13 protein-coding genes are annotated in these 12818 nt (G+C 41.3%); 6 read left to right on the forward strand and 7 right to left on the reverse strand.

Annotation, left to right across the window (positions count from 1 at the left end):
• Nucleotides 1-31: 31 nt before the first annotated feature.
• From FTV30_RS07295 to FTV30_RS07305, 3 genes are all read left to right on the forward strand, one after another.
• The gene (locus tag FTV30_RS07295) at nucleotides 32-442 is read left to right on the forward strand and encodes a Cd(II)/Pb(II)-responsive transcriptional regulator (RefSeq protein WP_180001328.1); all 411 of its coding nucleotides are present in this window, start codon (nucleotides 32-34) and stop codon (nucleotides 440-442) included.
• 131 nt (nucleotides 443-573) lie between these two features.
• On the forward strand, nucleotides 574-1983 hold the full coding sequence (gene yegQ, locus FTV30_RS07300) for a tRNA 5-hydroxyuridine modification protein YegQ (protein ID WP_180001329.1): 1410 nt from the start codon (nucleotides 574-576) through the stop codon (nucleotides 1981-1983).
• 2 nt (nucleotides 1984-1985) lie between these two features.
• Nucleotides 1986-2240, forward strand: a complete 255-nt coding sequence (locus FTV30_RS07305; protein WP_100534819.1) for a YfhL family 4Fe-4S dicluster ferredoxin — start codon at nucleotides 1986-1988, stop codon at nucleotides 2238-2240.
• A 265-nt stretch (nucleotides 2241-2505) separates the two neighbouring features.
• Here FTV30_RS07305 and ahpF read toward each other — a convergent pair whose 3' ends face one another.
• The 6 genes from ahpF to glyA all read right to left on the reverse strand — a co-directional run bounded on the left by ahpF (nucleotide 2506) and on the right by glyA (nucleotide 9712).
• The gene (ahpF, locus tag FTV30_RS07310; RefSeq protein ID WP_100355383.1) at nucleotides 2506-4071 is read right to left on the reverse strand and encodes an alkyl hydroperoxide reductase subunit F; all 1566 of its coding nucleotides are present in this window, start codon (nucleotides 4069-4071) and stop codon (nucleotides 2506-2508) included.
• A 207-nt stretch (nucleotides 4072-4278) separates the two neighbouring features.
• Entirely contained in the window at nucleotides 4279-5196 is a 918-nt protein-coding gene (locus FTV30_RS07315) for a hypothetical protein (RefSeq protein WP_180001330.1), read from the reverse strand.
• 33 nt (nucleotides 5197-5229) lie between these two features.
• A complete protein-coding gene (locus tag FTV30_RS07320) occupies nucleotides 5230-6363 on the reverse strand; it encodes a toxic anion resistance protein (protein ID WP_005097499.1) in 1134 nt (377 codons plus the stop codon).
• 16 nt (nucleotides 6364-6379) lie between these two features.
• Nucleotides 6380-7171 (reverse strand): hypothetical protein, encoded by a 792-nt coding sequence (locus tag FTV30_RS07325; protein WP_005097500.1) that lies wholly within the window; start codon nucleotides 7169-7171, stop codon nucleotides 6380-6382.
• 382 nt (nucleotides 7172-7553) lie between these two features.
• The gene (gene rnk, locus FTV30_RS07330) at nucleotides 7554-7958 is read right to left on the reverse strand and encodes a nucleoside diphosphate kinase regulator (protein WP_005097501.1); all 405 of its coding nucleotides are present in this window, start codon (nucleotides 7956-7958) and stop codon (nucleotides 7554-7556) included.
• A 503-nt stretch (nucleotides 7959-8461) separates the two neighbouring features.
• Entirely contained in the window at nucleotides 8462-9712 is a 1251-nt protein-coding gene (glyA, locus tag FTV30_RS07335; protein ID WP_005097502.1) for a serine hydroxymethyltransferase, read from the reverse strand.
• A 538-nt stretch (nucleotides 9713-10250) separates the two neighbouring features.
• Here glyA and FTV30_RS07340 point away from each other — a divergent pair.
• The 3 genes from FTV30_RS07340 (at nucleotide 10251) to FTV30_RS07350 (ending at nucleotide 12264) form a co-directional block, all read left to right on the forward strand.
• Nucleotides 10251-10949, forward strand: coding sequence for a DNA polymerase III subunit epsilon (locus FTV30_RS07340; protein ID WP_005097503.1), 699 nt, complete (start codon nucleotides 10251-10253; stop codon nucleotides 10947-10949).
• A 100-nt stretch (nucleotides 10950-11049) separates the two neighbouring features.
• Nucleotides 11050-11715, forward strand: coding sequence for a hypothetical protein (locus FTV30_RS07345; protein WP_180001331.1), 666 nt, complete (start codon nucleotides 11050-11052; stop codon nucleotides 11713-11715).
• Between the two features lie 198 nt (nucleotides 11716-11913).
• Nucleotides 11914-12264: a hypothetical protein gene (locus FTV30_RS07350; RefSeq protein ID WP_005097506.1), complete on the forward strand. Its 351-nt coding sequence runs from the start codon at nucleotides 11914-11916 to the stop codon at nucleotides 12262-12264.
• Nucleotides 12265-12425: 161 nt separating this feature from the next.
• Here FTV30_RS07350 and FTV30_RS07355 read toward each other — a convergent pair whose 3' ends face one another.
• On the reverse strand, nucleotides 12426-12644 hold the full coding sequence (locus FTV30_RS07355) for a hypothetical protein (RefSeq protein ID WP_180001332.1): 219 nt from the start codon (nucleotides 12642-12644) through the stop codon (nucleotides 12426-12428).
• Nucleotides 12645-12818: the final 174 nt, after the last annotated feature.

Below are 12818 nucleotides of genomic sequence, written 5' to 3' on the forward strand. Positions count from 1 at the left end.
GACTAACTCCAAGGTCAAGCAGGAGCGAGCAATGTCAGTCTATTTAATTTCAGAAATAGCCAAAAAGACTGCTTTAAGCACAGATAGCATTCGCTTTTATGAGAAGAAAGGCTTGATACAGCCGAATTTTCGAGCAAGTAATCGCTATCGTTATTATGGTGAAGAAGCCCTGAAAAGGCTGCTTTTTATCAAACGCTGTCGTGCTTTGGACATGTCCTTAAAAGAGATTGAAGCCCTGATTAAACTCGAACAGAATCCGCAGCAGGAATGCGGTGCAGTGAATCAGCTCATCGACCAGCATTTAGAAGATATCTCCAAAAAAATTAGGGAATTACAGCTATTCGAACAACAGCTGATTGCACTTCGCAAAAGTTGTAATGTCCCGACCACCATTGATCATTGCCAGATTTTAAAAATGCTCGAACAGACTAAAAATAATTGAATATTGAATAATTTTAGTGCTTCATTTCACTCAAAATAAAACATTCTTTTTATTCTAAATGGCTTATTTCCGAGTAATTTACTGGGTTGAATCCAAATTTTAGATGGTTAGAATAAAGCCGTACTTTTTATATGTCTTTCGATTCCATCATGAGCCTGACGACCGTTACTGAACTCCTCTCACCTGCCGGTTCACTGAAAAATATGCGCTATGCCTTCGCCTATGGTGCAGATGCAGTCTATGCAGGTCAGCCGCGTTATAGTTTGCGCGTTCGTAATAATGAATTTGATCATGACAATCTGGCGATTGGCATTCAAGAAGCCCATGAGCTAGGTAAAAAGTTCTATGTGGTCGTCAATATCCAGCCGCATAATTCCAAACTGAAAAATTTTATTCGTGATCTGGAACCTGTGGTGGCGATGCAGCCGGATGCGCTGATCATGTCTGATCCGGGCCTGATCATGATGGTGCGTGAACATTTTCCAGAAATGGATATTCATCTGTCTGTGCAAGCCAATGCAGTGAATTGGGCAACGGTAAAATTCTGGAAAAATATGGGACTCACGCGCGTGATTCTGTCACGTGAATTATCGATTGAAGAAATTGCTGAGATTAAACAGCAAGTACCGGATATGGAGATTGAGGTTTTCGTACATGGTGCGCTGTGCATGGCTTATTCCGGCCGTTGCATGCTGTCTGGTTATATGAATAAACGTGATGCCAATCAGGGTGCGTGTACCAATGCCTGCCGCTGGGAATACAAAGTTCTGGATGCGAAGGAAGATGAAACTGGTGATGTGATTCCAGTGAAAAATCTGGATTCAGGCTGCTGCTCTCAAGATGCCGACGAAGCACATATGCAAGCACAGCATCAATTTGATGAACCGGTATTATTACAACGTAATGATGAAGACATGTTTGCTGCCGAAGAAGATGAACATGGCACTTATTTCATGAATTCTAAAGACTTACGTGCGGTACAACATATCGAGCGTCTGATCAAGGTCGGGGTACATTCCTTGAAGATTGAAGGCCGGACCAAATCCTATTTTTACTGTGCCCGTACCGCACAAATCTATCGTAAGGCCATTGATGATGCGCTTGCGGGCCAACCATTTGACCCAGCATTGATGACGCAATTAGAAGGTCTGGCCAATCGTGGGTATACCGAAGGTTTCCTGCGCCGTCATGTGCACAGTGAATATCACAATTATGAAAATGGCTCTTCAAGTTTTGACCATCAACAGTTCTGCGGTGAAGTCTTAGAACGTAACGGTAACTCCATCAAAATTGATGTAAAAAACCGTTTTGTCGTGGGTGATTCCTTAGAGCTGATGACGACGCAAGGCAATATCAGCTTTGTTTTAACCGAAATGAAAGACAAAAAAGGCAATCTGATTTCTGAGGCTAAAGGCTCAGGTCATATCGTCGAGATTCCGGTTCCGGCAGATGTAGATATGCAATATGCACTGCTCATCCGCAATCTGCCGACATCGACTATAGATGTTTCGGCATCGTCACTGGCTTATCAGGCGAGTTAAACATGGCGCTGCTGATTACCGACAAATGCATCAATTGCGATATGTGTTTAGCAGAATGTCCAAATGATGCGATTTATGAGGGTGCGAAAGTCTATGAGATTGATGTGAACCGTTGTACGGAATGTGTCGGCTTTTATGAGCGCCAAACCTGTGTAGATGTATGCCCAATTGAGTGCATTGTGCCACATCCTGAGCATGTAGAGACGCAAGAGCAACTGTTAGAAAAATTTAAAGTCTTGAATTTGTTCCTGTCTTAAGTACTGATCAAACATTGGAATAAATATTGCATTGAATAAAGACAACCTTGGGGAAGGCTGAATAATAAGAGTCAAAACAAAAACAGTACAGAGGAAAGAAACAGCCAGAAGCAATTGGGGATGCTTCTGGCTGATCTAAAAAAGGAAGCAAATATAACAATAAAAAAAGGAACTCTGGTGTTAGCGTCCGGAGTTCCTATAAAAAGGTATAACAAAGATAATCGAGATCGAGTACCAAGGTTTTGGGGAACCTTGGTGCTATTTTTTACTGACCTGAACGGATGATGTAATCAAATGCAGACAGTGATGCTTTCGCGCCTTCACCTGTGGCAATGATGATCTGCTTATACGGAACAGTAGTACAGTCACCCGCCGCAAATACACCTTTCACATTGGTCTCGTTACGCTCATTAATCAGGATCTCACCACGATTTGAAAGTTCTACCGCTGTTGCTTTTAAGAAATCGGTATTCGGCAACAAACCAATCTGTACGAAGATTCCTGCAAGTTCAACGGTGTGCTCTTGGTCAGTCGTACGGTCTTTGTATTTCAGTGCAGTCACTTGTGAACCGTCACCCACCACTTCAGTCGACAAGGCATTTTTAATCACCGTGGTGTTTGGCAAGCTTGTTAATTTGTCTTGCAATACCTGATCCGCACGAAGCTTGCTATCAAACTCAACCAAAGTCACATGCTCTACAATCCCTGCAAGATCAATCGCAGCTTCAACACCAGAGTTACCCCCACCGATTACCGCAACACGTTTGCCTTTGAACAATGGACCATCACAGTGTGGGCAGTAGGCCACACCACGGGTTTTGTATTCCTGCTCACCCGGAACGTTCATTTCTCTCCAGCGTGCACCTGTAGACAGGATGACCGTTTTCGATTCAAGTTTGGCACCATTCTCTAAAGTGACTTCTACCAGACCATTCGTTGTTTCATCTGCACCTTTGATGTTAGATACACGTTGCAGGTTCATGATGTCAACACCGTATTCTCGTACGTGTGCTTCCATTTCAGCAGCAAACTTAGGTCCTTGGGTTTTTTGAATCGAGGTATAGTTTTCGATGTCCATGGTGTCCATGACCTGACCGCCCATGCGCTCAGCTACGATACCGGTTTTAATGCCTTTACGTGCAGCATAGATCGCAGAGGTATTCCCTGCAGGGCCACCACCAATCACCAGTACATCAAAAGCGTCTTTAGCATTGAGCTTTTCAGCCTCTTTTGCTGCAGAGTTGGTGTCCAGTTTTGCCACGATTTCTTCCAAAGTCATACGACCTTGACCGATATGCTGGTTGTCCTGGAACACCATTGGAACTGCCATGATTTTGCGTTCTTCCACTTCATCCTGGAAGAATGCCCCATCAATCATGGTGGCTGTTGTGCCCGGGTTGTAAATTGCAATCAGGTTTAAGGCTTGAACCACATCCGGACAGTTATGGCAGCTGAGTGATACAAATACATCAAAATCAGATTTGATTCCTAAGCCTTTAATCGACTCTAAAACTTCAGCAGATACTTTCGGTGCATAACCAGAGCTTTGCAGTAAAGCCAGAATCAGTGAGGTGAATTCATGCCCCATTGGCAGACCTGCGAAGTAGACCCGTGGCTCTTCACCTGCTTTGGCAATACCAAAGCTTGGAGCACGTTGGTTTGTACCATCAAAGCGTGCAGTGACTAAATCAGATAATGCAGCCACTTCCTCAACCAGTTCTTTGATTTTTGCAGATTTGTCGGAATCATTTAAAGTCGCAACCAGTTCAATCGGGCTTTCCAGACGTTCGAGTAGTGTTTTTAATTGGGCTGAAGTATTTTGGTCTAACATGGCTAACGTCTCCAAAGGAATAAATATTTATTTGATAAAGCGATATTAGTGCATAAATCAAAATAGGTAAAACAGTTTGTTTTTATATTGTAAATCGTTTTTTTAGATCATTGGTTTGATAATTATTTTTGGTATTTCAACTTTTAATTTTTATACTGTTTCATCAGCAGATAAAAAATGCTCCTAAACAGGAGCATTTCCAAAACATTAATTTATCCGTTGCTCGATACGCAAGGATCGGCCTTTGATTGAATTGGCCAAGAAGAACAGAACTAAACTCAGAAATGCCGATAAAATGGCCACTCCAATAATCACCAGATAAGTGATCTGACTCAACTGGTTTGCCTGTTGTACTTGCGTATTTACACTCTTGGCAACCGGTGTCATGGCTTGACCATAGATCTGTTGCTGCATGGTCCAAATTTGTTCCGGCTTAAAGCCATATTGCTCAAATTTTGCATCCTGCTTTTCTACTTCTACTAGATTGAATACATAAGGTTTTGCAGCCGATAAATCTTGCGGTTTATGCAAAAGTGCTGTTTGTGCCAGTAAATAAGATTTTACCGGTGCGGCAATCTCTGAATCGGCGAGGTATCGTGCAATTTCACTGTCATTGATATTGCTATCGTAATACACCACCTGCTGATAAGCATCATGCCGGTCATTCCGTAAATCATGCTGCCAGTAAGTTAATCCCGACCAGATCACGATAAAGGCAATTAGCCAGGCGACAAATTTCAGCACAAAAGACTGAAAGCGCACATAAAAGAAACGCAGTTTCTTTAATAGGCCAATGATAAAAAATGCACCGATAAAAGAAGCAAAAATTTTAATAATCAGCCAGCCAAACCAGCTCAGCAAACTAAAAAAATAATCCGGACTATCACCAATGCTGGCCAGCGTGGCATCTACACTGACCGGTAAATGTAACTGCTGCACTTCAGTGCTCAGGCCAAAAAAGCCATAGACCAGATCCTGCTGAAAAAACAGACCAATGATGGAGGCAATAAATACCGTAGAACTGGTGATACCCAATAACATCAAATTGCGTTGACGTTTCTTGAGCGCAACCACGCCTTGCTTGATCTCACCAGGAGACACCGCATATTCATCTAAGGGAGGCAATCTTTACTCCTTTTAGATCTTCAACCACAATATTTAGTTGGGCTTTGATCCGCTCGTACTTGATTCAATCACCAAGTGATTCAGATTATCCTGTAAAGCCTTTAAACGCACGGTTGCTTCTGTGCGTTTTTGTACACCTTCTTTCTGAATCTGTATCACATCATTGACTGTTTTAATGAGGGTGTTTTGCACATGTTCAAGCGTTTCGATATCAATTACGGAGCGCTGATTGGCTTTTGCGGTATCGACAGAGTTCTGATGCAATAGATCTGCATTACGGCGCAGCAGTTCATTGGTGGCATCATCAATGGTATTGGCCAGCTGGACACTGTTCTTTTGTTCACTCAGAGAAATGGCCAGACTGATCTGGTTTTTCCATGCCGGTAAAGTAATATTTTTAATCGCATAAAACTTGTCGACCAGCATCAGGTTGTTGGACTGGATAATCCGGATCATCGGCAAGGTTTGCATGGCAGATTGCTGCAAAACCTGCAAATCGCTGACCCGTTTTTCCAGATTATTGGCCAGATGGTTCAGATCATAAATTTTCTGTGTTGTGGTTTGATCTTGTGGCAAAGCGGTTAAAGCGGAGATTTCCTGCTGTAGCTCCTGCTCACGTAAACGGCCGGCTGCAATATGTACGCCTAACTGTTTATATTCATCCTGTACCCCGTCAAACATTTTATCCAGGGTATCTACACGCGCTTTCAAACCGGACTGCGAGGTTTCAATTTCTTTGACCAGCACATCGAGCTGCTCTTTGGTGGTATTGAAATGTGCATCAAAGTTGCCTTTTGCGCCTTTGAACTTGCTGATGATATTGCCAAAAAAACCTGAACTTTTCTTTTGACTTAAAATGCTGCTGGTATTCAGTTGCTGGGCCACCTGCACCACCTGATTCAGTTTCTGCCCTGTTGCATCCAGATCTCTATTTTGGACCAGATTCAGTAATTCATCAGTATAGGTCGAGGTTTTGGTCGCAATATTTTTACCATACTCAGCCACGCTGTTATGACTCATATCCTGCAATTCTTTACGTGCTGCCAGTACTTCCTGAAAGTCAGCAGGTTGCAAGCCCAGTTCTTTCAGATCCATTTGCTGAAATTTTTGTTCGACCAGTTCATTCGAGCTTTCAACAGGTAAATTTACTAAATCAGACTTGGTCATGGTTCACCTTATATTGTTATGTTTTCGAGGGTTTCTCGAGGGATTTTTTTAACGTTTTAATCAGACTTTCACGGCTATTATCAAGTTTTTCCAGATCACTTGTCGAGTGCTTGCTCTGGCTTTGTTGGACATGATATTGCCAAGCCGGAATCAAGACCTGTTGCGCTTCTTTAAAGCGGTCTAATAAGCTAAAGGACAGCTGCTGTGAAAGCTGCATCTGGGTAATGGCAATGTCATTACTGCTTTGCAAGGTACGCAGTGTATTGATTTTCTTGGAAAGCCGCTCAGAAAAATTATCCAGTGGATGCTGGTTTTTGATGAACAGCGGATATTCTGATAAAAACTCGTCTGCCGCGACAATATGCTTGGCCATCTGCTCACGTAGACCCAAAAGCTGCTGAAAACGGGCCTGAGATTTCTGGATTTCAATCTGTAACTTACGACTTAGGTGATCTGCTTGATCGAGTAAACGGTCCAGTCGCTGATAATATTCAACCTGACTCGAACCATAATCCAGATCGATCCCAAGCCATTTTTGTAGTGCATTAAATTTACGTTTTTTCAGATATTTTTTAGATTCTGCCAAAGCCTGAATCAATTGCTCAATGGTCTGGCTCAGCTGTTGGGTCAAATGCGGATCGACCCCATTTAATAACACCGATTGTGCCTGAATCAGAGAATCCGCATAATGATTCAGTCCATATTGATGGCTCAGTACAGGCACAAGTTCATTACGTTTGATCGCCAGTATTTCTTCACGATCAAAAGACATGTCAGTCAAGGCGGGTAAAGCTTCAAATCGCGACATGACGAAGACTGTATCCTTTTAGAGAGATTAAATAAAAATCTTGAATATCCTCGAATGTAGCAAAAAAACAGACCACGTTGTGTATATTTATCCAGAAATTCGTTACATCACTTTAACTAAATCCATGTTTTATCTTTATTTTAATTATATTTTTTGCAATGAAAGCAAATGTGTTTGATAAATTTTGCTGTACTGCTAGCTTAGTCTGATGAAACTCTTGAACATCAATCATAAATCATAAATCATAAATCATAAATCATAAATCATAAATCATAAATCATAAATCATAAATCATAAATCATAAATCATAAATCATAAATCATAAATCATAGATGAAAAAAGCCATATTACTATGGCTTTTGAGCATGCGTTCAAGACAATATCAGAGATAATCCCCGGTACTCTCTGGCTGATAAAGCACTTTTTCAATGGTCACTTTCATGGTGTGGCCATCTGGTTGTGGCCATTCAATGGTTTGACCTTCGGCTAAGCCCAGAATGGCTGCGCCTATCGGTGCAATCACATTTACCTGACCTTTATCACCTTTAAACTCATGTGGGTAAACCAGTGTGACTTCCACAGGCTCTGGAGACGGTGCAATAGTCAGTAACACACGCGAATGCATGGTGACAATATTACTTGCGATCTCCGCGGGGCCAACTATTTCAGCACGTGCCAGTTCATCTTCCAGACGAATCATGGTTTCGCTCAGCTTGGTCTGATGCTCAAGCATGGTTTCCAGACGATCTAAATCCTGCTGAGATAAAATAATAGTGGTTTTATTCATCCTGATTACCTTTGTTAGATACCTAAATAAAAAATTAATGAATCAACAGCCAACAGGAACACCAAATACAGGTTGTGCCCATATTTGAATGATTCCTATAAATACAATGTTCAGATTTAAAGAAAATGATCTCACTCACAGCGCTTATTGCACCAACACCTGAGCTCGTCTGAAATTTGCATAAAAATTTTCAGGTACTAAGCAGAATGTACAGGGTGGATCTAAAAAGCTGGCAATGAATAAATCAGTTCTTTTAAATATTTAAAAATGAGATTGGTCTATAAAAAACTTTAAGCCAGATTCAGAAAAACGCAATATGATTTTGTTGATGACTCATTTTCTTGTCCTATCAACATCAGCTATTAAATATTAGGCCTGAATCATGGTGCGATATAGATATAGTTTAACTCGAATTGCGCTAAACCAAATCCTGATTTTTTCTCGTCATTTTAACAGCTATAAAAAAAGCTCCCGGTTGGGAGCTCCTTTCCGATTAAAACCGATTATGCATAAACTGGGAATTTAGCACATACAGTTTCAACCTTCGCTTTCACCGCGTTAATGACCGTTTCATCACCTTTCGCATCCAGAATGTCAGCAATCCAGCCCGCAAGGTCACGTACTTCAGCTTCACCGAAACCACGGGTTGTTACTGCAGGTGTGCCGATACGGATACCTGAAGTCACGAACGGAGAACGTGGATCGTTTGGTACAGAGTTTTTGTTCACAGTAATGTGCGCAGCACCTAACCAGGCATCCGCTTCTTTACCTGTGATATCTTGTTTGATTAACGACAACAAGAACAAGTGGTTCTCAGTACCGCCAGACACAATATCATAACCACGAGCGATTAGCACTTCAGCCATGGCTTTTGCATTCACCACAACTTGTTTTTGATATTCTTTGTATTCAGGCGCCATCGCTTCTTTAAAGCAGATCGCTTTCGCTGCAATCGCGTGAACCAAAGGACCACCTTGGTTACCCGGGAATACAGCAGACTGTAATTTTTTCTCGATTTCTTCGTTTGCTTTCGCAAGGATTAAACCAGAACGTGGACCACGAAGTGTTTTGTGAGTCGTGGTCGTTGTTACGTCAGCAATTTGCACTGGGCTTGGGTAAACGCCAGCAGCAACCAGACCTGCAACGTGCGCCATATCAACAAACAGGTAAGCACCCACTTTGTCCGCGATGTCACGGAAACGCTGCCAGTCTACGATTTGGCTGTATGCAGAGAAACCTGCAACGATCATACGTGGCTTGTGTTCCACCGCTAAACGTTCAACTTCTTCATAGTCGATTTCGCCAGTTTCTGGGTTTAAACCATATTGAATCGCGTTATATGTTTTACCAGAGAAGCTTACTTTTGCACCGTGAGTCAAGTGACCACCGTGAGCAAGGCTCATACCCAAAACTGTATCGCCAGGGTTAAGAAGCGCTAAGTAAACCGCTGAGTTTGCTTGTGAACCAGCATGTGGCTGAACGTTAGCATAATCAGCACCAAAGAGTTCTTTAGCACGGTCAATCGCCAATTGTTCGATCACGTCTACGTATTCGCAACCGCCATAGTAGCGTTTACCTGGGTAGCCTTCCGCATATTTGTTAGTGAGTTTTGAACCTTGAGCTTCCATGACTGCTGGTGAGCAGTAGTTTTCAGAAGCGATTAGCTCAATATGAGCTTCTTGACGAGCATCTTCATTCGAGATTGCTTGAGCTAATTCTGGATCAAATTCAGCAATAGAGATATTGGCAAACATTAGCGAGGTCCTATTGATTTAGGGCTTTTAAGCCGTGCTAAGATTGGCGCGTATTGTAGCATGAAGTTTTGCATTTTCGATCATGAACTTTCTGCAGTTTTTTATAAATATTGCTCTAGCCTTTAGAAATCACGACCAATTTAAGTAAAATCAAATTATTGAATTGGCGTTAAAGTTTTTAACTTTTAAAATTTTGAGTATTTTTTATTCCTTCACCATCTAGTCTTGCTTGAAATGTGAAAAGACTGGTTTTCTCGAGCGCTTTGCAAGCATTTTAAAATGAGATTCAAGCTAAGTTCCGCTTACCTTTTTATCCCCTATAAACCTAGAGCAGCGACTTCGTGGTAATCCCTAGAACATTTCAGGTGTACCGCTAAATCTTTTCCTGCATGAGAGTTCTGAACCTTAACCTGCAGCAAGATTGGATTTATTGACAGCATTCTTTGCGCTAAAAAGTATATTTTTTAATATTCAGCCTAATCTTTTTCCCAATTTATCGTTAATATGAGTCTGTCTCTTCTTTTATGGTGCTCAACGCATGCAGGCCATTATTCTTGATACCGAAACGCATACTTTAAATGGTCAACCCATTGAAATTGCCTATGCGCCTGTCGCAATTGTAGACCATAAAATCAGTATGGATAAAAGCCGCCTGTTTGATCAGCTCTATTCATGTGACGAACCCATTTCTTTTGCCGCCATGGCGGTGCATCATATTCTGGAGTCTGACCTGGAAGGTCAGCCACATTACAGTACCTTTCGCCTGCCAGATGAAACGATTTATATGATTGGTCATAATATTGATTATGACGTTCGTGCTGTCGAAAAATGTGGGGTAGATACCTCGAAAATTAAAGCGATTTGTACACTGGCTTTAGCACGTCGGGTCTGGCCCGATGCAGAAGCACATAATATTTCTGCACTGATTTATATGATTACCAAAGGCAGTGAACGAGCGCGCGAAATGATCCGTAAAGCGCATCGTGCCGATATGGATATTATTTTAACTGCCAACATCCTGATGCATATCGTACACCACCTGAAAATCAACAGTATGCAGGAACTGTTCGATGCTTCTGAAGATGCCCGAATTCCACGCACAATTAACTTTGGTAAACATCGCGGTAGCGCAATTGCAGAGCTTCCTGCCGACTATGTGCAATGGCTATTGCGCCAAGATGAACTGGATCCTTATTTGCGCAAGGCTCTCGAAAATACCGCGATTAGTACGCTTTAAACCCCTTAAAACAAGTATCTGTTTTTTAATATATTCTTCATATTATTGTAATTATCCCAGACTATGCTCTAGCTGAATTTAGTGAACAACTCATTCAGCTATGATGCATTTTTATAAAACTCCACGTGGGGTCGAGGTGCTACAGAATCGCTCTATCCCCTTGACCGCACGCCAACGCCGCTTATTGGTGCTAATCGGCAGCAAAGATTTTGATCTGTTACATGAGAGATTAAAGCAGCAACTAGCTCCCGCCGAGCTTTTAGAGCAACTTTGTGAAATGGATTTAATTGTTCCGGCTCACACTAGCATAATATCAAACAGTCCACATCAGACCGGCATAGAAGTCGATACCAAAATCAATTTGGCGCATTCCGAGATTTACCGTCCCTTAAATTCACCTCTGCCCGTCCCTTGTGTAACCGAGAACCGCAAAAACCTCCTAGTTCCTATCGAAGAGCTGAAAGAAAATTCATCTATTGAAACAAATCCAGACAATCAACCTCATCTACCTGAACCGCAAGCTTTATCTTTTGAAGACCTCAAATATCTGATGATGGAAAGCTTACAAAAATATTGTGGCTTGATGGCCAAACAGCAAATTCAGCATATTTTACAGGTACAGGATGTGCGCAGTTTAAAAATGTGCCAAATACAGTGGATCACCTCATTGCAGGAAAGCCGACTTCCTCCGCAAGAATTGAATTACATTCTAAAACAGATCAATTTTTCTTTGGCACAATTACAGCAAAATCAAGCTCATGAATAAGCATGTCTTAGTCTTTTAAACTCTTAAATGAGTGACTTTAGCAATCAAGCAGATTTAGATTTCAAATATAGACAATTGATTTTACACTATATTTATATTATCTCTAAATTTAAATCCTGAAATATCAGACTTAAGCGGGATAGAAAAAACCTGAAAATCTCGCCATATAGTGATCATTAAAATCCGCTTGGTTGCTATATGCCACATTATTTAGAATTCGATGCGTTTGATAACCCCATGCAACTGAGCAAGGTGGGCAATTGGGTCATTACCTTTTTAAGTCCGGCTGAAGAACTGGAACTTGTGCAACTGGCAATTACCTATGTACTGCCCCGCCAGCTCAGTGACAGTTTACAACCGCGACGTGTAGTGATTCAAAAAAGCCCTATCGAATACTATTGGCTGATTCAAGCCATTGAATGTTTTGACAGTAATACTCGTCAGGAAATTTCTTTAAGCCCCGAACATATCACCGCTCAGCAAACCTTAAAACAGATTCTGCAAGAATTTGAAAAATATGATGTGAATGTACAACTTAAGTACATCTGATTTCTGGCTCACCTCGGTGGGCTTTTTTATTAATAGGGGATAAATTTTGCTTTTCTGCATTCATTAAAAACTCACCAGGAAGGTGAGTTTTTAATGGCTAAACCTGTAATATCGGATAGATGGACTCAATTTTTTCACCTTTGTATAACGTATTGATCCAGTTATTCTACGACTTTATAAATATTTGAAGACTTTTGACTTTCAAATAACAGTTCAATACTCGGTAAAATAGTTTCGCCATCTACTACAATATGTTCAATTTTTTTTACCAGATCAATTGCATCATGCTGATGTTGCTCTGCAAATGAACGTAATAAAGCTTTCACCTCAATGACCTTGCTAAATTGGTCTTTCACCTTTATATCAATAATCTTTGACATTTCTCTCTCCTTTCTATTTTCTAAGTTTCCATTTTTTATATCACACTGGCTTTGTTGCACAAAGATTTGAAATGCAAAGCGCCCCTAATTGAGCCAAATTTAAGGCGTAACTTGGGTAAGTGGTCGACCTAATTCCGTAAATCTGTTGAGGACTGCTACACGTGCATGAATTTC

Origin of the sequence: Acinetobacter sp. YH12255 (assembly GCF_013417355.1) — a bacterium.
Lineage (GTDB): Bacteria > Pseudomonadota > Gammaproteobacteria > Pseudomonadales > Moraxellaceae > Acinetobacter > Acinetobacter pseudolwoffii.